Genomic DNA, 20,138 nt, shown 5'->3' with positions numbered 1-20,138 from the left:
CAAACCGGCTTTAAACCCGGACGCGATTAACGGACAACCGTTACAGCGCGACGGTTTTTCGCCCAGCTGGCGTCGTCATGACCCAGAGCAACCGGACGTTCTTTGCCGTAGGAAATGGTTTCGATGCGGGTCGGCTCAACGCCAAGCGCAATCAGGTAATCCTTGGCGGAGTTTGCACGGCGCTCGCCCAGTGCAAGGTTGTATTCGCGCGTGCCGCGTTCGTCGGCATGGCCTTCAACCAGAACGGTGTACTGCGGGTATTTCTTCAGCCATGCAGCCTGGAGTTCCAGGGTACGACGGGCTTCAGCCGACAGGTCATACTGGTCGTAGTCAAAGAAGACGCGATCGCCAACATTGACGGCAAACCATTCCGGGCTGCTTTCAGAAAGCGCGTTGGAAGTGGTGGTATCAGCCGGCTGGTTGACAGTAGAGACACCTTCGCCCTGCGAGTTCGCCGAGCTGTCCGGTGCAGTTTCACAAGCGGCCAGAAGAGCGGCAGCAGCAAAAACACTCAGAATCCGAAGTTTCATTTAAGTTTTCCCCTTAACACCGGACGCATTCGCCCGAGTTGGTTTTTACCATGTCTCGCGACACCATCACATGCTCGCTTAAAAAGCAAATCGCATACGGTGTTTCGCGAAGACTATACATTTGAGAAATCAGGGAATCAAGGGCGACCATGCCGGATCCGACCCATCCGCCGGTGTAACGATTTCGCGCTCGTTATAACCGGTAAGATCAATCGAAAACAGACGATATCTATCCTTGGTTCCGTCCTTGGAAGGGATTTGGCGATGGAACATCAAAACCCGACCATTTGGTGCCCATGTCGGGCTCTCGACGAGATACCCTTCAGCCAGCAGCCGTTCACCACTGCCATCTGGCCGCATAACACCAATATAGAACCGACCTCCTTGCGTCTTCGTGAAGGCAATCAGGTCGCCGCGTGGTGACCAGACCGGGGTTGAATAAAGTCCACCCCCAAAACTGATCCGTTGCACACCACTTCCATCTGCATTCATCACGTAAAGTTGTTGTCCGCCACTACGGTCCGAGTTGAAAACAATACGCGATCCATCAGGCGAATAGGAAGGCGATGTATCAACCGCGGGGTGCCGCGTCAACTGGCGCTTTTCGCGGGTGCGCAAATCCAGCGAATAAATTTCACTATTGCCGTCCAGGGCCTGGCTCATGATCACCGAGTTGCCATCAGGGGCAAAACGCGGTGCAAAAGTCATACCCGGGAAATCACCCAGAAGCTCAAGCTCTCCGGTATCGATATCGAGAACATAAACCCGCGGCTTGTCGTTGAAATACGACATGTAAACCACTTCCTGGGCGGTCGGCGAAAACCGTGGGCTCAGAACAAGAAACTTGCCATCGGTCAGGAAACGGTGGTTTGCACCATCCTGGTCCATGATTGCCAGTCGCTTGGTCCGGTTTGTTGCCGGTCCCGATTCGGATACATAAACGATGCGGGTATCGAAATACCCGGTTTCACCGGTTATGCGTTTATAGATCTCGTCAGCAATTTTGTGGGCGATCCGCCGCCAGTTGCCCGGCTGCGTGCGATACGCAACGCCAGCCATCTGGTTTTCGGCCAGAACGTCCCACAAACGAAATTCCACTCGCAATAACCCGTTTGCCTCGGTCAGGACCCGGCCATTGACCAGGGCCTGGGCGCCAATTGTACGCCACTCGGCAAAGTTGGGATTGACCGCCAGCGAACTGGCGCTCTGGATAAAGGCTTTTTCGTCAATTGTCTGAAAAAGCCCTGAGCGCGCCAGATCGTTGCTGATCACTTTCGTAATATTCTGCCCGACGTCGGTTTCCGAAACGCCCTCGCCTGCGAAACGTGTCACGGCGATTGGCATCGGTTTAACTTCGCCACGTGTAATATCAACACGCAGTTCCGCATGCGCCGGGGCGGCTGCAACAACTGTCAAGCCAACAGCAACGGCAAGGGCACACAGGCCAGCCAGCCCGCGCACACGCCAGTGTCGTTTAAAAGCCTTGGTCTTGCTTGTCATCCTGCCTCGCTTTTCTCCACGCGTTTTCAAAAGGATAGCTCGTTAACCCGTCAATTCACGCGCGTCAAAACTGAACGTGAATTTGCGCTACAATTGTTTTTTATCCAGCGGCACTTTCAGAGGTCAGCAATGCGATTTTAGCACATCATTTCATGCAGATTTCGCTATGCAGCATTTTCCGAAACTGCCACTCGTTATTATTCGATTCCTGTCTATCTTCAACGGCTTGCAAGTATCGCTAACGCGTTTTTGAAGCATAATCATCGTTAAAGTACAAAAATCAGAAATCATTCCGGCAAAATTGCGGTGAAATCACCACAATTTCACAAATATTTCCAATAAGCCGCTTATAAACCCAACATCTCCCGCATGTTGAAGGTCATGACGACTGTGTTCCAAAGGTCATATTTATTCTCCGGCAGCTTCAGCGGGCTGCAAGCCGGATTCAAAACAGCACGCAATGCACTTTCGGCAACCGTTCGTTTCGATGAATCACTGCCAATTTCATTGCGATTGGCAATTTCAGCATAACGAACCGTCCGGTCCGGATTGACCTGGATATTCAGATAAACCACGAAATCCGCATCCTTTGATCCCACCGGCGGGTTCCAGCATTGCGCGATCTGACGTTTCAGGGCGTCAAGCTCGCTCATGCTCAAACGGTCAGACAGGCGCGTGGCAGTCTGTTCGCTCGATGCTTCCTTCGCCGGTTTGGCCTCTGGCTGCTCAGGAACGGGCTCGGACTTCGCTTCCGTCTTGCGAACATCTTTCAAAATGTCGGCCAGCGTGCGCTTGGGCTCTTCCTTGGCCTTCGGCTCCGGCTTGGGTTCGGGTTTCGGTTCCGGCTTAGGTGTCGGCTTGGGCTTTGGCTCCGGTTTTTTCTCGGGCTTGGGCTCAGGCTTTTTTTCCGGTTCCGGTTTCTTTTCCGGCTTCGGCTCGGGTTTCTTTTCTTCCGGCTTCGGCTTTTGCTTTAACTCGCCCGCATCGCTTTCGGGCACAGGGGCCGTCTCCGGGGCTTTTTTGACCTCGGGTTTCGGCTTGGGCTCCGGTTTTGGTTCGGGCTTGGGTTCCGGCTTCGGCTCAGGTTTCGGTTCCGGTTTGGGAACAGGCTTTGGCTCCGGCTTCGGCTCGGGTTTGGGTTCCGGCTTGGGCTGGGGTTTTGGCTCTGGCTGCGGCGTCGGCTTTTCCTTCTGCACCGGCTTTGCCGCCGGCTTGGTATCGGGCTTGGGCAGCGGCGGTGCCTTTTTCTGGGCCGCGGCAAATTCGTCAATCGTGACGACATCCACCGACACCGACTGCATTTCCAATGGCTCGGGCTTAAACAGGTCAGGCAAGCCGAAATAGGCAATCAAAATGATCGCCGCATGCAATGCCAGTGAAATCAGCACATTCCGCTGCATGACCGCTTATTTGCCCTTTTCCGGCAGATCTGCAATCAGGGCAACCTTGGCAAAACCCGCCTCGTTGATACGCCCCATCAGATCCATCACCTGGCCATAATCAACAGCCTTGTCACCCTTCACGAAAATGCGGGTGTCCTGCTTGTTTTCCGTAATGGCCTGCAATTTTGCCACCAGGTCATCCCGGTCGACTTCGCTATCCATCAAATAGACAGCACCATCCTTGGTCAGGGAAACCACAAGGGGTTCATCCTGCCCGGTCATCTGGCTGGCGCTGGCTTTGGGCAGGTCCACATCGACACCTGCGGTAATCAGCGGTGCGGTGACCATGAAAATCACCAGCAGCACCAGCATCACATCGACCATCGGGGTGACGTTGATGTCGCTCATGGCGCGGCGGCCACCGCGCCCCCTGCGACCACGGCGACGCCCGCCACCGGAATTTCCAGAAGCTAGTTGTGCGCCCATGACTTAGTCCCGTTTTTCGTCAAGCTGGCGGGAAAGGATCGAACTGAATTCGTCAACAAACGCTTCAAGGCGGTTGCCATACCGGTTCAGATCGCTTGAAATTTTGTTATAGGCCACAACGGCCGGAATTGCCGCCACAAGGCCAATCGCCGTTGCAAACAGCGCCTCGGCAATCCCCGGGGCCACCACCGCAAGCGACGTATTTTTCGATGCCGCAATCGACTGGAACGAGGCCATAATACCCCAAACCGTGCCAAACAGGCCAACGAACGGTGCGGTGGAACCAACCGATGCCAGGAAGGTCATGTATTTTTCAACACGGTCCATTTCACGGCCAAGGGTGACTTCCATTGCCCGTTCCAGGCGCTGCTGCAGGCGTGCACGCATGGTCTCACCATGAACGCCGCGAGCATTGGAACGTCGCCATTCGCGCATTGCAGAGACGAAAATCGCCGCCATCGGGTCCTTGGGACGGTCGGCAATACGGTCATACAGGTCTTCAAGCGACCCGCCCGACCAGAATGCTTCTTCAAACTGGTTGGCCTGTGCGCGCAATTTGCGCAGACGGAAAGTCTTTTCAAAGACAATCGCCCAAACCCAGACAGATGACAGCAGCAGACCAATCATGATCACTTTGACGACCAGACCAGCCTGGATAAACAAGCCCCATATCGACATGTCATGCGCTACAACCGACTGGCCCAGCGACACGGCATCGACAACCTGATTTTCCATCGTTTCTTTAGCCCTCGTTCACATCCAGATAGTCACTGAACACATTTCTTAATTCATCCGGCAGGCGTTGCGCCCGGAAGGTTTCCAAAGACATGCAAGCCAGAACGATCTCGATCACGACCAGTTCCTCGCCATCACGCATAATCTTCTGTTCAAACCCCAGCGACGCACCGCCAATTCGGATCAATCGACTTTCCACAGTCAACCGGTCCTCTAGCCGCGCAGCCCGACGGAAATCGACGGTACAATGTCGAACCGCTATGGCAACTTTGTGGCGTTCAGCAATGTTTCTATTGGAAAAACCCAATAAATTCACCATTGACGTCCGCGCGCGTTCGGCAAAAGCAAGATATTGCGCGTGATACACAATTCCACCGGCATCGGTGTCCTCATAGAACACGCAAAACGGGTAAATATGGCGTTTGCCGTCAATTTGTCCCAGCAGCGCGTCGCTCATGCGTCACCTTCATCATTGGCATTTTTCAGGGCTTCGCTTTCAAACAGGTCCGCCATGGGGACACCCGCCTGGTTACGCGGCGGCGTCAGCCCCAAATGGGTAAATCCCTTAACACCCAGCATACGCCCGCGCGGGGTTCGCTGAATAAGGCCCTGCTGCAACAAATAGGGTTCGATGACATCCTCGATGGTATCGCGTTCTTCCGAAAGGGCGGCTGCCAGCGTATCCACGCCAACCGGCCCGCCCCCGTAATTGCTGGCAATGCAGGTCAGATACCGCCGGTCCTGGCTATCAAGGCCCAGATTATCGACCTCAAGGCGCGTCAGCGCAGCATCGGCGATAAAGGCATTCACCGGCGACTTGCCCGCCACAACGGCAAAATCCCGCACGCGGCGTAATAAACGCCCGGCAATACGCGGTGTTCCCCGCGAACGCCGGGCAATTTCCATTGCCCCATCACGGGTCATCTCAAAATTAAGCAGCTTCGCCCCGCGTGCGACGATATCCACCAGTTCTTCAGGCTCGTAGAACCGCAGGCGCAGCGGAATACCGAAACGGTCGCGCAAAGGTGTCGTCAAAAGCCCGGAACGGGTTGTTGCACCGACCAGGGTAAAGGGGGGCAAATCAATCCGAACAGATCGCGCCGCCGGCCCTTCACCAATAATCAGATCAAGCTGGAAATCTTCCATCGCCGGATAAAGAATTTCTTCAACGGCCGGGTTCAGGCGGTGAATTTCATCGATAAACAGCACATCGCGCGGCTGAAGGTTGGTCAAAAGGGCCGCCAGGTCCCCTGCCTTGGCAATCACCGGGCCGGATGTAGCACGAAAGCCAACACCCAATTCGCTGGCCACAATTTGCGACAATGTGGTTTTGCCCAGGCCCGGTGGCCCGAAAAACAGCACATGGTCCATGGCTTCTTCACGGCCACGGGCTGCCTGGATGAAAACATCAAGGTTTTCGCGCACTTCCTTCTGGCCGGTAAAATCATCCAGCCGACGGGGGCGCAAAGATCCTTCCTGGCGGTCTTCGGCGTGGCGTTCACCACTTAGCAGGCGGTCGTTTTCCTCGTTCACGCGCTAAGCTCCTTTAGGCCCAACCGGATCAGGGTATCAAGATTGCGGTTTTCACCCGCATTCTGCGCGGCCTTGCCCACGGCACCAAACGCCTCGGATCGGCCATACCCCAGATTAACCAGTGCCGAAACGGCATCAGCCATGATCGCACCATCGTCAATAACCGGGGCTTCCGGGGTTGCTGGTTCCGCTGCTGCGACCTTTTTGCGCGATGATTTTGCCTTGCCATCTGCCTTTTCGGCCTTGTCAGCCTGCGGCGATGTCGCCGCCGGGGCAACAGGTGCGGCAACCGGGCCAAGGTTAAGTTTGGCGGCCTTGTCTTTCAGCTCGCCAATAATACGTGTCGCAACCTTTGCCCCGACACCTGGCGCACGGCAAAGTGCCGTCGTGTCCTGGGAAGCCAGCGCACGCAAAAGGTCGGTCGGCGAAAGAACCGACAAAATGGCAAGGCCAACCTTGGCCCCTACCCCCTGAACGGTCGTCAGCAGGGCAAACCACTGCTTTTCGGCATGATCGGCAAAACCATACAGGTGAATATGATCTTCGCGGACATGGGTTTCGATGATCAGCCCGGCATCGCCCCCAACTGGCGGCATCATGGAAAGAGTCCGGCGCGAGGCAAAAACCAGATAGCCAACACCGTTAACATCAATAATGACGTGATCTTCGCCGATAAAATCGACAATGCCGCGCAGTTTGGCGATCATCGCGCCGAGCCCCCATTCTGGTTGTGATAGCGGTTCATCATCTGTCGCGTACCGGCATGCTGGGCATGGCAAATTGCCACCGCCAGCGCATCGGCCGCATCGGGACCGGCAATTTTACAGCCCGGCAACAGGGTTGAAACCATCATTTCCACCTGCTGCTTGGCGGCATGCCCTGCCCCGACCACCGTCTTTTTAACAGCATTGGGTGTATATTCCGTAACCGGAATGCCCAATCGTGCCGGTGCCAGCAGGGCAGCGCCACGGGCTTGGCCCAGCTTCAGGGTCGAAACCGGGTTTTTATTGACGAAGGTTTCTTCAACGGCGGCTTCATCGGGTGACCATTCATTTATAATGTCGGTCAAACCGGAAAAAAGCTGAACAAGGCGTTCGGCCAGGGACAGCGACTGGGTCGAGCTGACAACGCCATTGGCAACATGGCGCATATGATTGTCGTTCAGGTCGATCACGCCCCATCCGGTGCGCTGAAGACCGGGATCGATGCCAAGAACCCTGACCACGTGACAATCACCTGTTGTTATTATTCTGGGAACGGGCCATCGGCCCAAATAAAATACGCCCGTCATTCAAAGCAAAATGACGGGCGCAGGCAAGATCAGTTATCGAGAGCAGCGACGATTTCGTCCGTCCACTCGACATTGGTCCAAACATTCTGGACGTCGTCATTGTCTTCAAGCACATCAACAAGCTTCATGATGCTCTGTGCCTGTTCGACCGAAATTTCAGCCGAGGTTGCCGGACGGAAAACCAGCTTGGCGCTTTCCGGGTCGCCAAAGGTTTCGGTCAGGGCTTCACGCACGGTGTTGAGATCTTCGATCTCGGTTTCGATCACGTGGTTTTCCTCGTCCGATTCCACATTGGCAGCACCCGCTTCCAGGGCTGCTTCAAAAATGGTGTCGGCATCGCCCTTGTCGGCCGGGTAAACGATTTCGCCGATACGGTTGAACATAAAGCCCACCGAACCGGTTTCACCCAGGTTGCCGCCATGCTTGGTAAAGGCTGCGCGCACTTCGGAAGCTGTACGGTTACGGTTATCAGTCAGTGCTTCGACGATAACGGCGACACCAGCGGTGCCATAGCCTTCGTAACGGACTTCTTCAAAGTTATCACCTTCGCCCGCGCCCTGCGCCTTTTTAATGGCGCGGTCGATATTGTCCTTGGGCATGTTCTGCCCGCGCGCAGCCGCAATAGCGGCACGCAAACGCGGGTTGCTGTTGATATCTTCGCTGATCTTTGCCGAAACCGTGATTTCACGGGCAAGTTTGGTAAAGATCTTGGCGCGCTTTTTGTCCTGCGCGCCCTTGCGGTGCATGATGTTTTTAAACTGGGAATGACCGGCCATAACCTGAAACCTGTATTCTTGAATAACGTTATCGATCTGGTGCCGCCCGGGCCCCGATCAGACCGACGCCAAATACATACTGTATTCTCTGTCGTTCCGACATTGTGAAAACCTGTCTTGCATTCGCAGCCGCCAAAATGCCGATGGCACCATGCGCGCGAACGCAACGCACGCTCCTATAACGTGTTTGCTGCCCAAGGTCCAGCCATCGCACGCATATTCGCAGTGCAAAGCGCCAAATTCAGCCATCCTATTGAATTTAAAGACCACAGATCAAATATGCCGGTAAACAAGCCCGCCGTTATTTCAATCATCTTTCAAGACAATTTGCTTTTTATTTTCGCAAGCAGGCTTGCCTATTGCGGAGCGCGACAGAATGAAACAATATTGTCTCAGAATAAGACAGAATAAAATAATGCAAACAGGGTTTGAGCCGCCAAACGGGGTAATCAGACTGACGAAAAAGGGCGGATACGCGGATACCTTTAAAGAGGTCCGTGCCTCTGAAAACCGGTAAAGGTGAATGCCGGTACAACTAAAAGGTAGGACAGAATGGGAAAAAATACAGGGAACCCGAAACGGCCAAAAAATGCGAAAAAAAAGCAGGGTTCAGGTCTGGGCGTAAAAGGTAAACTTCTGATTTCCTTTGCCCTGGTGGGTTTAACGGCAATTGTCGCCGTTGTTGTTGGTGTTTTTGCCTTTGGGCGATTTGGCGTTACTCTTGCCGATATTACCGAAGAAAAACTGCCGCCAATGTTTACAGCGCAGCAACTTGCAACCGAAAGCGCGGAAATCGTCGCTATTGCGCCGCGTATTGTTGCCGCCTCCAGCCCGGATGAAGAACAGGCCGTCAAAGTCGAACTTGATCAGCGCATCATTGGTTTGAACACCAAGATCGACCAATTGCGCGAAAGCGGCCTTGAACCTGAAATCCTTGAGCAGATCGACAATAACAGCCAGCAGCTTGGACAGGCGCTGACTTCCCTGCACGAGGCCACCCAGGCCCGCTTTGCCATTTCTGCGGAAAAAGCGGAAAAAACCAAAGAATTCCTCGAACTCAGCAAGCGTTATGGCGACACGCTGAAACCGCTTCTGTCCTACACCCAGAACGATATTGCCCAGGCCGACGCCGAAGTTAAGAAAATGCGCAAGGACCCGGCCAGCGGCGAAGAAATTGACCGGGAAGAACTTCTTGGCCAGTTTTACAAGCTTCATGATGCCGTGCAAACCCGCGCGCCGATCCTCGATATCGAACGCCAGGGCGCAACCGCAACCAACATGATCATTGCCGCCACCACCGAAACCCAGGCCGTGCGCCTTTCCATCACCTCGGTGCGTATTCGCGGCAACTATTCCGATGCCCGTGATCTGGTCAACAGCCTCGATAATGAAAAGCTGAAAGGCTACTACAACGAGCTGATCGACAAAATGGAGGGCCTGTCCGTTGGCGATGACAGCATTCCAACGCTGCGTTCCAACGAACTGAAAGCCATTGAAACAGCACAAAAATTTGTGACCGAAAGCGCGCAATCGGCAAACACCCTGCGCGAAGGCGTCACCCAGCTGGTCAGCGCCCTGCAAAACAAGGTCGATACATCGGCTGCAAGTGCCGAAACGCTTCAAAAGCAAAGCTCGACCGTGCTTTATGCTGTCGGGATTGCCGCCATCGTCCTGTCGCTTGCGATTTACGTGATCTATGTGCGCGGCAGCCTGCTGCGCCGCCTTGAAGGCTTGCAGAAAACCATGGTCACGCTGGCAAGTGGCAACCTTGATGTCGCAGTGCCCGTACGCGGGAATGACGAAATCACCGCCATGGGCCGTGCGGTCGAGGTATTTAAGGAAAATGCCGTCAAAGTCCGCGATATGCAGGCCGAGGAAGAACGTCTGAACCGCGAACGCAATGAAAGCCTGCGTGACGAACTGCTGACCCTTGCCGATACGCTGCAGGGCGAAGTGGAAAGTGCTGTGGGTGAAATTGCCGCCCTGGCCGAACAGCTTCAGGGCGTTTCCGGGCAAATGAGCCAAAGTGCCGAACTGGTTTCCACGCAAAGCGAGGATGTTGCCTCGTCCGCGCAGGAAGCCACCGGCAATGTGGAAACCGTTGCCGCCGCAACCGAACAGCTTTCGGCATCCAACGCCGAAATCAACCGGCAGATGGCGGAATCAACCCGCATTTCCAACGATGCCGCCCGCAAGGCGCGCGAAACCAACGACCTGGTTAACAGCCTGTCGCAATCGGCAAACCGCATTGGCGAAGTGATCGCCCTGATCACCGATATCGCCGAGCAAACCAACCTTCTGGCCCTGAATGCCACCATCGAGGCCGCCCGTGCTGGCGATGCCGGCAAAGGCTTTGCCGTGGTTGCCGCCGAAGTCAAAAACCTTGCCAACCAGACGGAAAAAGCCACCGACGAAATTGCCGGACAGATCACCGGCATTCAGAAATCGACAGGTGAATCCGTTTCCGCCATCGAGATGATTGGCAGCATCATTGAAAACATCAATGAAATTGCCACCACCATTTCGGCGGCAATTGAACAGCAGGGATCGGCCACCAACGAGATCACCCGCAACGTTCGCGGCGCAGCAGATCGGACACGTGCCGTTTCCAGCTCGATCAACGAGGTTGCCAACGAAACCGCCAAAACCGGCGAACTTTCCGGCCAGGTTTTGCAAACGGCCCAAACGGCTTCGGAAAAGGTTGAAAACCTGCGTGCACGGATCAACACCATCCTGCAGGACCTGCGCAAGCAGGCCCATGATCGTGCTGCTTCATAATCCGGCGTAACCGGTTTTCCCATTCCGGTTATTCCCTGCCTTTTGCCTGACAGCCCGCCCCGCATCCTGCCGGGCGGGCTGTTTTTATGCCCGACCATCCGGGCGGCCTTTCTGCTTCCCTGCCATGTTCGGCACCCCTGCCCCTTATCACGGCAAAGGACAGGCAAGCGCCTCAATACGCTATTGCCTTTTGCCAGGGCGTCGCAAAATGACGCGCCATAACCAATCCCGCCTGCCACACCAGCCAGAGCACGCCTTTTGCCAGCCGCCGGAACCAGACAGAGCGCAAGGCGCGACTCCATACAAAAGAATAAAACCCTATCCATTGGTATTTTGTATTCGCCGATCGTTTTAAGGCATTGTAAAGTGCCCCTCAGGGGGATCGCACGTTTTTGCAGCATATTTTCGATGATGATGAAAAATCATTCATTTTCAGAGAGATGGCTTAAAATAACGGATGGCACAGCAAAACACGCAGCATTTGCCGGGCGTTGATTTACGAAACGATGTCGTTTTAAATAAATTTTGATGTCAATTTATCAACGAAATGATATCTTGAGCGACACAAACCCGGTCTGACCCGCAGTTTTTGTTCATGCGCCCCCCTCAAATTGACCCGTCAGACACTGCCGATAACAAAAACAACGGCACATAAGGGTGGAGACAACCATTGACCAGTAACCAGATCACCAGATGGACGATGATCTGCTGATCACCCGTCTCTAACGAGGATAGGGAATATGAACACAAAATCGGGGAACCAGAACCGTCCCGTATCAGGCAAAAGCCCCCGCACCGCTGCCGGTGTTAAGGGCAAATTGCTGGCATCCTTCGCTGTTGTCAGCCTGCTGGCTGTTTCTGCCGCTGGCATCGGGGCCTTTTCGTTCAACAAATTCGGCACCGAGCTTTCCGATATCACCCATCAAAAGCTGCCAGCGATGTTTACCGCCCAGAGTTTGGCGACCGAAAGCACCAAAATCGTTGCAATCGCACCGCGCATCGTTGCCTCCAGCAACCGGGACGAGGAAAAAGCCGTCAAAGCCGAACTTGATAGCCGCCTGCAAGGTGTTGCCGAAAAGGTTGCCCAACTGCGCAGCACCGGCCTGATGCCCGAAACCCTTGATACGATCGAGGAAAACAGCGCCAATCTGCGTGATACGCTTAACAGGCTGTTTGAGGTTACCGGCCAGCGCCTGCAAGCCGCCGATGAAAAATCCAAGGCCGTTAGCAGCTATCAATCCCTGTCTGACCGTTATGCCAGCACCTTGAAGCCGTTATTGTCCTATACGCAAAACGACCTTGCGCAATTGGGCGCCGCCGCGGACGAGCTGGAAAACAAGGACGAATACGCCATCGATCGGTCCAAACAGGACCTGGTCAAGATGCTGGTGAAATATCGCAACACGATTGCCGCCCGCACCCCGATCCAGGAAATTGGCCGTCTGGGTAACGAGGCAGGCAGTTCCGTTATCGCCACCACCACCGAAACCAGCAGCAACAAATTGTCCATTGTTTCCGTGCAGGTCAAAGGCACCTATGCCGATGTGCTTGATCTTGTCGATCAGATGGATAACGAAAAGCTGCAAAAATTCTATACCGACCTTGTCGATAAGATGCAGGACCTTTCAAGCGGGAATGGCAGCCTGCCCGACATTCGCCAGCGCGAACTTGCCGCCGCCGCCGCATCTGAAGAACTGGTCAGCCAAAGCGCGCAATATGCCGATGCCATGGTCGCCAGCGTCAATGAACTGGTTGATGAACTGCGCAACCAGGTCGATATCGCCGCAGCTGGCACCGAAACCCTGCAAAAGCAGGGCACCGTTATTCTTTATATTGTCGCTGCCAGTGCCATTCTGGTGTCGCTAATGATTTACTTTTTCTATGTGCGGGGCAATTTGCTGCGCCGTCTGGCAAAGCTGCAAACCGCAATGGTCACCCTTGCCAATGGCGATCTGAATATTACCGTCCCGGCACGCGGTAATGATGAAATTACCGCCATGGGCCGTGCGGTCGAGGTCTTCAAGGACAATGCCGTCAAGGTCCGCGACATGCAGGCCGAGGAAGAACGCCTGAACCGCGAACGCAACGAAGCCCTTCGTGATGAATTGCTGGGCCTGGCCGACACCCTGCAAGGCGAAGTGGAAACCGCCGTTGGCGAAATTGCTGCCCTTGCCCGCGAATTGCAGGGCGTTTCGCAGGAAATGTCGCAAAGTGCCGAAACGGTTTCCGGCCAGACCGAAGAAGTCGCATCCTCCGCGCGCGAAGCCACCGGTAATGTCGAAACCGTGGCCGCCGCAACCGAGGAACTTTCGGCATCCAATACCGAAATCAACCGCCAGATGACGGAATCAACACGCATTTCGGCCGAAGCATCGCAAAAGGCACAACAAACCAATGAACTGGTTCAAAGCCTGTCGCAATCGGCGGATCGCATTGGCGAGGTCATCGCCCTGATTACCGATATCGCCGAGCAAACCAACCTACTGGCCCTGAATGCCACCATCGAGGCTGCCCGTGCTGGCGATGCCGGCAAAGGTTTTGCCGTAGTCGCCGCCGAGGTCAAAAACCTTGCCAATCAGACGGAAAAGGCAACCGACGAAATTTCCGGCCAGATTTTGGGTATCCAGAAATCCACCGGGGAATCCGTATCTGCCATTGGTGAAATTGGCCGCATCATTGAACATATCAATGAAATCGCCACCACCATTTCCGCTGCGGTCGAACAGCAGGGTTCCGCCACCAACGAAATCAGCCGCAATGTTCGCGGTGCAGCCGAACGTAACCGCATGGTTTCGGCATCGATTGGCGATGTGGTGAATGAAACATCAAAAACCGGTGTTTTGTCGGGCCAGGTTTTGCAAACCGCCCAAACAGCATCCACCAAGGTCGAAAATATGCGCACCCGCATCAATCAGATTTTGGATAACCTGCGCGACCAGGCCCAGGACCGTGCCGGGTGATGCAACCAATACGATAAAGTCGCAGCATTTAAGTGCGGCCAAAACACATCGAACGGCCCTGAAAACAGCCCGCCATTTTTGGCGGGCTGTTGCGTTGAAGAAACGCGACTCTGGCAACGGGAATCTACGTAATTACCCTGATACGCCCGTTCGCATCACGACCTTAGGTCACATTAGGAATTCCAGAAGAATAATAAAACCCGAATTTAGAATAAGTTATCTATGCATCTGTACAAATTACAAACCAATTACTTGAATTTCATCGGTATGTTATAAATAAAAAGCCAATTCGGGGGTGGGCCAGTTGGGGACAGTCATCATTCCGGCCCAAATCAGACCTGAGACATTTTTTCAAATTCCGGTGGCCGCAATCGTGTGGCTGCGCGGGAATGGCATTGTGAAAAATCGCGTCGCAGCGGGTTTTAGGCCCGCCTGACGGCGTTGTCACCTGCCAAATCGCAGACACAGGGTTTAGACTAGATGCAACAGACTAAGGGGGGCCGGAACCAGCGAAAATCCGTGCAGAAAAACGGCATGGGTGTTCGTGGAAAACTACTTGTTTCCTTTGCGCTGGTTGGGCTTATGGCCGTTATCGCCGCTGCGGTAGGGGCTGTATCGTTTGAACGTTTCGGTACACAGCTAGACAACATCACCGAAGCCAAATTGCCACCAATGTTCAGTGCGCAGCAACTCGCCACCGAAAGCGCCGAAATCGTTGCGATTGCGCCGCGTATTGTTGCTGCCTCCACCCCGGATGAAGAAGCCGCCGTCAAGGCCGAGCTTGATAACCGTATTGTTTCGCTCAAGCAGCGTGTCGAACAGTTGCGCCAGTCCGGCATGCAGCCCGACACCCTTGACGTTATCGAAACCAATACCACCCAGTTGCAGGACACCCTGGCAAAGCTTCACGAACTAGTGCAGAAACGCTTCCAGATCGCCGATGAAAAAGCCCAGAAGCTGACCGAATTCCAGCAGTTGTCCGATCGTTTCGTCAGCACGCTCAAGCCGCTGATGACCGTGACATCAAACGAACTCAACCAGATTTCGGAAATGGTAAAGGAACTTCGCAAAAGCCCGGTCGCCCAGACGCGCCAGCCCCGCGAAGACCTGATTGCCTCGCTGTTCAAATATCATGACAGCGTATCAAAGCGCGCCCCGCTGGTTAACCTGACCAACCTTGGCAACCAGATTTCCAATATCGTGATCGGTTCGGCCTCCGAACGCGACATGACCCGCCTTTCCATCGTTGGTGTGCGTGTGCGCGGTTCCTACGCCGATGCCACCAACATGCTGCGCGAACTTGGCAATCCCAAACTGATCAAGTTTTACGAAGACCTGATCGACAAAATGCAAAAGCTCTCGGTTGGGGATGGCAGCCTGCCGGACCTTCAGGCCCGCCAGCTTCAGACCGCCATTGATGCGCAGGCGCTGGTCAGCCAGGCTGGTGAATATGCCTCCACCATGGGCTTTAGCGTGGATCAGGTTGTTGAAACCCTGCAAAGCGATGTTGATGGTGCAGCCACCAATGCACGCGACCTGCAACAGCAGGGTTCGCTGGTTCTGTACATTGTTGCGGCCATTGCCGTTCTGCTGTCGCTTGCCATTTATGTCATCTATGTCCGTGGCAACCTTCTGCGTCGCCTGGGCGGCCTGCAGCAGACCATGGTGAAACTGGCCGATGGCAACCTTGATGTTGTCGTCCCGGCCAAGGGCAATGACGAAATTTCGGCCATGGGCCGTGCGGTCGAAGTCTTTAAGGACAATGCCGTTAAGGTCCGCGCCATGCAGGCCGAAGAAGAACGCCTGAACCGCGAACGTAACGAAGCCCTGCGCGATGAATTGCTGGGCCTGGCCGATACCCTGCAGGGTGAAGTCGAAAGTGCCGTTGGCGAAATTGCCGCCCTTGCCGAACAGTTGCAGGGTGTTTCGGGTCAGATGACCCAAAGTGCCGAACTGGTTTCGGGGCAAAGTGACGAAGTCGCATCCTCGGCCCGTGAAGCAACCAGCAACGTTGAAACCGTTGCCGCAGCGACCGAGCAGCTTGCAGCATCGAATGCGGAAATCAATCGCCAGATGGCGGAATCGACCCGCATTTCCAACGAAGCCGCCGAAAAGGCCCGCGAAACCAACGAACTGGTGAACAGCCTGTCACTGTCGGCCAATCGCATTGGCGAAGTCATCGCCCTGATTACCGACATTGCCGAGCAGACCAACCTTCTGGCCCTGAATGCCACCATCGAAGCTGCCCGCGCTGGCGATGCCGGCAAGGGCTTTGCCGTGGTTGCCGCCGAGGTCAAAAACCTTGCCAACCAGACGGAAAAGGCAACCGACGAAATTGCCGGTCAGATTTCGGGCATTCAGAAATCCACCGGTGAATCGGTTTCGGCCATTGAAATGATTGGCGCGATCATTGAAAGCATCAATGAAATCGCCACCACCATTTCTGCCGCCGTCGAGGAACAGGGTGCCGCCACCAACGAAATCACCCGTAACGTGCGCAATGCAGCCGAACGCACCCGGATGGTTTCAACCTCGATCAGCGACGTTGCCGATGAAACCGGTAAAACGGGCGAGCTGTCGGGCGAAGTTCTGCAAACCTCGCAGGATGCCGCGCAGAAGATCCAGGTGCTGAACAACCGTATCAACACCATTCTCGATGACCTGCGCCGCAAGGCCCATGACCGCGCCGCATCGTAATCGCGCGATCCAATCAACCTAATGCCAAAGGCCCGCACCATCATGGTTGCGGGCCTTTTATTTGATCTCTGTTGCGTCTAACGACGCGTTAGGCAAAGGGCTCTAATGCCCGCTTTCCGATTCAATCACGATCTTGATGGTCTTATGGCCTGCCTTGCCAAAATCAAGCGTCAGGTCAAACGAACCACCTGCTTCAAGCGGCTGTTTCAATCCGGAAAGCCAGATATGTTCGCGCCAGGCGGCAAGGCCAACCGGCTTGTTCGGCGGCAGGGTGATATGATCAACCCAGCTTTCAACACCATCTTTCTCAACGCGAAAACGCACCTGTTCGGCAATGTTGGTGCTGGCCCCTTCCAGGGTGATTGCTTCGCTACCACCATTTAAAAACGGGCCATAAACGGCGGCCCCCTTGGCATCCTGGGCAACCGGCGGCGCCCAGAAATGACCAATCATGATTTTGCCCAGCATATAGCTGTGCGCCTGCGCGGTAGATGACAAAAGGCCACTACCACCAAGGGCCATAAACCCGCCAACACCCGCCAGCAACGACGTGGCAACAAAACCCGCCGCAAGTTTGCGCGCCAGCCCCTGCATTGATCGTGCCGTTGTCCCATGCGGTGTTACGCCGTCAGGACGGTTGATTTCATGTTTCATGGCGTTCCCCTATTCCCTGATTGCGGCCTAGTGGCGGCGCACATCATTTTCCAGATCGATATTTTCTGATTTGGATAATTCGTCCTCTTTCTGGTCCGATCCGGCCTTCAATTCGCGGGCATCGGCAATTTCCTGATCGGTCAGGTCCGATTGCCGGTAAAATGTGTAAGACAGGGTAATGTCCTTTACCTCGGCCGTGTTCGGGTCTTTGTGGATCTGGTCATCAATATAAAGCACCAGGGGCATACGCGCGCTTTCGCCCGGTGCCAGCTTTTCATTGGTAAAACAGAAACACTCGATCTTGAAAAAATACTGGGCCGATTTATAGGGCGTCACGTTAAACACGGCGCGCGCCACAATCGTCTCGTCCGAATTGTTTTTGGCGTAGTAATAGGTCTTTACCGGCTCGCCCAGCTTGGCGGTTACCTTGCGCTCTTCGGGGTAAAATTCCCACGGCAGGCCCTTGGCAACATTGGCATCGAAATAAACTTCGACCATGTCGCTGGCATCTGCCACGGCATCGGTGGTGCTGCCGCCCTGCCCTTCGGGTGCGGCCCCGCCATCGGCGGTTTTATTGGGCACCGATATTTGCCGCACAGTCCCGCCAACACCGGTTACGGCGCAAAACATACGATACAGCGTGGGGGAATAAATTACCAACCCCACCATAACAGCAAAGGCACAGCCCATTGCAATCAGGGTGCGGCGTTTGCCTTTGGCGGTGCGGTCTTCGGGGCGGTCAGTCATGGCAACATCTTCTGCTGTGGTGACGATCGGCACGTTTATCGCTGCCTTTGCCGGTCAACCGCAATGATCAGCCGCACATGGCAACGATAAATGACAAAATGCTGATGGCACTATAACCATCCCGGCGCGCGACGTAATTGCGAATTATTAATGATCCAAAGAAAATCGCGGCCAAGGCGAAAATTGGTATCCCGCCCCGGCCCCACATTCAAGCCCGGACGCGCCAGAACACATCGCGTTTAATCTGTATCATTTTGTTTGATTTTGGCGAACCGTTTGGCAAGGCACAGCGTGCAGAGCGATGCGGCGCATCGGTCAAACGGTGTAACGCCGCGAAATGTCGCCAAAATCAAACCCTTCGGGCCAAGACAGTCTTCCGCTCCACTGCGTCAGGGTCCTTGACCGTAGCCCCGCTGCGCTCTGCGAATCTTTCCTTGTGCGACCGAAGACTGTCTCTGGCAAAATGGTGCAGATTAAACGCGACGTGTTCTAAGGGGCCGGAAAGGTCCCTCACATTGATGTGAAGTCTCTCCAGCCCCTGCAATTACATAGCCCGATTTAACAGGTCGTTTCCGCCGTTAAATGGCACCAACCGAAATGTCGTAAAGCAGTTTGACATTCAGCGCGATAATGATCAGCGCGATAATCGCCGAAACGAATGTCAGCCAGCGCGGGGCGCATAGTTCCTTCATCTTTTCACGCGACGCAGTGAACATCACCAGCGGCACCACGGCAAAGGGCAACTGGAAGCTAAGCACCACCTGCGAAAGGATCAAAAGCTTTGCCGTTTCCGCCTGCCCGTAAATAACCGTCACGGCAATGGCCGGTATAATCGCCACCACACGTGTAATCAGGCGTCGCAACCAGGAAGGGATCGTCATTTTGATGAAGCCTTCCATCACGATCTGCCCGGCCATTGTGGCCGTCACAGTCGAACTAAGGCCGCAGCATAATAACGCAATACCAAACAGGATCGGCGCAATCGACGCACCCAGCAACGGTGCCAGCAATTCATGCGCTACGCCGATATCATCCACACTGGTCTGCCCGGAAACATGGAACGTTGCCGCCGCCAAAATCAGGATCGACGCATTGATCACCAGCGCAAATGTCAGCGCAACGGTTGAATCAAGTGTGGCAAACCGCAGGGCTTCGCGTTTGCCCTTAAGGGTGCGTTCGTAATCGCGCGTCTGGACAATGCCCGAATGCAAATAAAGGTTATGGGGCATCACGGTTGCACCAATAATGCCCAGCGCCAGATACAGCATATGCTGGTTACGCAAAACATCGGTGGTCGGGGCGAAACCGGTAATCACGCCGTACCAGTCCGGGTCGGCCATGGCAATTTGCACGGCAAAACAGATCGAAATCACGCCCAGCAGGGCAATGATAAAACCTTCGACCCAGCGAAAACCACGGCTTTGCAGCCACAAAATAACCAGCACGTCGGCCGCCGTAATCAGCACGCCCAGTTCCAACGGAATATTGAATAACAGGTTTAACGCAATGGCCGTGCCGATCACTTCGGCAAGGTCGGTAGCGCAAATTGCCAGTTCGGCCAGTGCCCATAACGGCCAGGACATCCAGGCGGGAAACGCATCGCGGCAGGCCTGGGCAAGGTCGCGCCCGGTGGCAATGGCAAGGCGCGCACACAGTGATTGCAAAATCACCGCCATAATATTGGACAGCAGCGCCACACATAACAGCGCATAGCCAAACTGCGAACCACCAGCCAGCGACGTTGCCCAGTTGCCCGGGTCCATATAGCCAACCGCAACCAGATAACCCGGCCCGGCAAATGTCAGAAATTTACGGAAAAATCCCGCATCCGGGGACACGGCAATCGACCGGAACACCTCAACAAGCGAAGGCTGCTCCGCCTCATCGCGCCAGTCACCCGGTTTGCGTTTCATTTCACCCGTATCGGCCATCTGCCATCTCCGCCGGTGGATGCCCACCTGTATTTATAATAATTCCAGTTTTGCATATCGCCGCGATCCGCCCATAGCGGTGCGCAGGCAGATTTGCATTTGTCCCTAATTGTTGTGCGGACTTTAAAAGTTAGTCAA

Annotated in this window: 16 protein-coding genes; 3 read left to right on the top strand and 13 right to left on the bottom strand. The window is 54.7% G+C overall.

What is annotated here, in order from left to right; translation table 11 throughout:
- Nucleotides 1–26: 26 nt before the first annotated feature.
- From pal to CSC3H3_RS06910, 10 genes are all read right to left on the bottom strand, one after another.
- A complete protein-coding gene (pal, locus tag CSC3H3_RS06955; protein ID WP_101267966.1) occupies nucleotides 27–530 on the bottom strand; it encodes a peptidoglycan-associated lipoprotein Pal in 504 nt (167 codons plus the stop codon).
- 129 nt (nucleotides 531–659) lie between these two features.
- The gene (tolB, locus tag CSC3H3_RS06950; RefSeq protein WP_101284383.1) at nucleotides 660–2,030 is read right to left on the bottom strand and encodes a Tol-Pal system beta propeller repeat protein TolB; all 1,371 of its coding nucleotides are present in this window, start codon (nucleotides 2,028–2,030) and stop codon (nucleotides 660–662) included.
- Nucleotides 2,031–2,377: 347 nt separating this feature from the next.
- On the bottom strand, nucleotides 2,378–3,430 hold the full coding sequence (locus tag CSC3H3_RS06945; RefSeq protein WP_101267969.1) for an energy transducer TonB: 1,053 nt from the start codon (nucleotides 3,428–3,430) through the stop codon (nucleotides 2,378–2,380).
- A gap of 6 nt (nucleotides 3,431–3,436) precedes the next feature.
- The gene (gene tolR / locus CSC3H3_RS06940) at nucleotides 3,437–3,898 is read right to left on the bottom strand and encodes a protein TolR (protein WP_101267971.1); all 462 of its coding nucleotides are present in this window, start codon (nucleotides 3,896–3,898) and stop codon (nucleotides 3,437–3,439) included.
- Nucleotides 3,899–3,901: 3 nt separating this feature from the next.
- On the bottom strand, nucleotides 3,902–4,633 hold the full coding sequence (gene tolQ / locus CSC3H3_RS06935) for a protein TolQ (RefSeq protein WP_101267973.1): 732 nt from the start codon (nucleotides 4,631–4,633) through the stop codon (nucleotides 3,902–3,904).
- A gap of 7 nt (nucleotides 4,634–4,640) precedes the next feature.
- Nucleotides 4,641–5,090: a YbgC/FadM family acyl-CoA thioesterase gene (locus CSC3H3_RS06930; protein WP_101267975.1), complete on the bottom strand. Its 450-nt coding sequence runs from the start codon at nucleotides 5,088–5,090 to the stop codon at nucleotides 4,641–4,643.
- Complete coding sequence (gene ruvB / locus CSC3H3_RS06925; RefSeq protein ID WP_101267976.1) at nucleotides 5,087–6,166, bottom strand: Holliday junction branch migration DNA helicase RuvB; 1,080 nt, start codon at nucleotides 6,164–6,166, stop codon at nucleotides 5,087–5,089. Before ruvB ends, CSC3H3_RS06930 begins: the two co-directional genes overlap by 4 nt.
- Nucleotides 6,163–6,873: a Holliday junction branch migration protein RuvA gene (gene ruvA, locus CSC3H3_RS06920; RefSeq protein WP_101284382.1), complete on the bottom strand. Its 711-nt coding sequence runs from the start codon at nucleotides 6,871–6,873 to the stop codon at nucleotides 6,163–6,165. Before ruvA ends, ruvB begins: the two co-directional genes overlap by 4 nt.
- Entirely contained in the window at nucleotides 6,870–7,391 is a 522-nt protein-coding gene (gene ruvC / locus CSC3H3_RS06915) for a crossover junction endodeoxyribonuclease RuvC (RefSeq protein ID WP_245881316.1), read from the bottom strand. Before ruvC ends, ruvA begins: the two co-directional genes overlap by 4 nt.
- Nucleotides 7,392–7,486: 95 nt before the next feature.
- A complete protein-coding gene (locus CSC3H3_RS06910) occupies nucleotides 7,487–8,233 on the bottom strand; it encodes a YebC/PmpR family DNA-binding transcriptional regulator (protein WP_101267983.1) in 747 nt (248 codons plus the stop codon).
- Nucleotides 8,234–8,785: 552 nt separating this feature from the next.
- Here CSC3H3_RS06910 and CSC3H3_RS06905 point away from each other — a divergent pair.
- The 3 genes from CSC3H3_RS06905 to CSC3H3_RS06895 all read left to right on the top strand — a co-directional run bounded on the left by CSC3H3_RS06905 (nucleotide 8,786) and on the right by CSC3H3_RS06895 (nucleotide 16,668).
- On the top strand, nucleotides 8,786–11,011 hold the full coding sequence (locus tag CSC3H3_RS06905; RefSeq protein ID WP_101284380.1) for a methyl-accepting chemotaxis protein: 2,226 nt from the start codon (nucleotides 8,786–8,788) through the stop codon (nucleotides 11,009–11,011).
- 740 nt (nucleotides 11,012–11,751) lie between these two features.
- Nucleotides 11,752–13,971: a methyl-accepting chemotaxis protein gene (locus CSC3H3_RS06900; protein ID WP_101284379.1), complete on the top strand. Its 2,220-nt coding sequence runs from the start codon at nucleotides 11,752–11,754 to the stop codon at nucleotides 13,969–13,971.
- Between the two features lie 534 nt (nucleotides 13,972–14,505).
- Nucleotides 14,506–16,668, top strand: a complete 2,163-nt coding sequence (locus tag CSC3H3_RS06895; RefSeq protein ID WP_245881315.1) for a methyl-accepting chemotaxis protein — start codon at nucleotides 14,506–14,508, stop codon at nucleotides 16,666–16,668.
- Between the two features lie 102 nt (nucleotides 16,669–16,770).
- On the opposite strand, the gene CSC3H3_RS06890 is transcribed toward CSC3H3_RS06895, so the two are convergent.
- The 3 genes from CSC3H3_RS06890 to CSC3H3_RS06880 all read right to left on the bottom strand — a co-directional run bounded on the left by CSC3H3_RS06890 (nucleotide 16,771) and on the right by CSC3H3_RS06880 (nucleotide 20,000).
- Nucleotides 16,771–17,322, bottom strand: coding sequence for a copper chaperone PCu(A)C (locus tag CSC3H3_RS06890; protein WP_101284378.1), 552 nt, complete (start codon nucleotides 17,320–17,322; stop codon nucleotides 16,771–16,773).
- Nucleotides 17,323–17,349: 27 nt separating this feature from the next.
- Nucleotides 17,350–18,069, bottom strand: a complete 720-nt coding sequence (locus CSC3H3_RS06885) for a cytochrome c oxidase assembly protein (RefSeq protein WP_101286140.1) — start codon at nucleotides 18,067–18,069, stop codon at nucleotides 17,350–17,352.
- 578 nt (nucleotides 18,070–18,647) lie between these two features.
- On the bottom strand, nucleotides 18,648–20,000 hold the full coding sequence (locus tag CSC3H3_RS06880; RefSeq protein WP_172963401.1) for an Nramp family divalent metal transporter: 1,353 nt from the start codon (nucleotides 19,998–20,000) through the stop codon (nucleotides 18,648–18,650).
- Between the last annotated feature and the right edge of the window lie 138 nt (nucleotides 20,001–20,138).

The organism is Thalassospira marina (assembly GCF_002844375.1).
GTDB lineage: Bacteria > Pseudomonadota > Alphaproteobacteria > Rhodospirillales > Thalassospiraceae > Thalassospira > Thalassospira marina.
Note: the sequence above shows the minus strand (reverse complement) of the source record. Positions and strands in the feature narration are given on the sequence as shown.

Excerpts from the sequence above, each read along its gene's own strand:
- pal (WP_101267966.1), bottom strand. The coding sequence starts at position 530 with ATGAAACTTCGGATTCTGAGTGTTTTTGCTGCTGCCGCTCTTCTGGCC.
- tolB (WP_101284383.1), bottom strand. The coding sequence starts at position 2,030 with ATGACAAGCAAGACCAAGGCTTTTAAACGACACTGGCGTGTGCGCGGG.
- CSC3H3_RS06945 (WP_101267969.1), bottom strand. The coding sequence starts at position 3,430 with ATGCAGCGGAATGTGCTGATTTCACTGGCATTGCATGCGGCGATCATT.
- tolR (WP_101267971.1), bottom strand. The coding sequence starts at position 3,898 with ATGGGCGCACAACTAGCTTCTGGAAATTCCGGTGGCGGGCGTCGCCGT.
- tolQ (WP_101267973.1), bottom strand. The coding sequence starts at position 4,633 with ATGGAAAATCAGGTTGTCGATGCCGTGTCGCTGGGCCAGTCGGTTGTA.
- CSC3H3_RS06930 (WP_101267975.1), bottom strand. The coding sequence starts at position 5,090 with ATGAGCGACGCGCTGCTGGGACAAATTGACGGCAAACGCCATATTTAC.
- ruvA (WP_101284382.1), bottom strand. The coding sequence starts at position 6,873 with ATGATCGCCAAACTGCGCGGCATTGTCGATTTTATCGGCGAAGATCAC.
- CSC3H3_RS06910 (WP_101267983.1), bottom strand. The coding sequence starts at position 8,233 with ATGGCCGGTCATTCCCAGTTTAAAAACATCATGCACCGCAAGGGCGCG.
- CSC3H3_RS06905 (WP_101284380.1), top strand. The coding sequence starts at position 8,786 with ATGGGAAAAAATACAGGGAACCCGAAACGGCCAAAAAATGCGAAAAAA.
- CSC3H3_RS06900 (WP_101284379.1), top strand. The coding sequence starts at position 11,752 with ATGAACACAAAATCGGGGAACCAGAACCGTCCCGTATCAGGCAAAAGC.
- CSC3H3_RS06895 (WP_245881315.1), top strand. The coding sequence starts at position 14,506 with ATGGGTGTTCGTGGAAAACTACTTGTTTCCTTTGCGCTGGTTGGGCTT.
- CSC3H3_RS06890 (WP_101284378.1), bottom strand. The coding sequence starts at position 17,322 with ATGAAACATGAAATCAACCGTCCTGACGGCGTAACACCGCATGGGACA.
- CSC3H3_RS06885 (WP_101286140.1), bottom strand. The coding sequence starts at position 18,069 with ATGACTGACCGCCCCGAAGACCGCACCGCCAAAGGCAAACGCCGCACC.
- CSC3H3_RS06880 (WP_172963401.1), bottom strand. The coding sequence starts at position 20,000 with ATGGCCGATACGGGTGAAATGAAACGCAAACCGGGTGACTGGCGCGAT.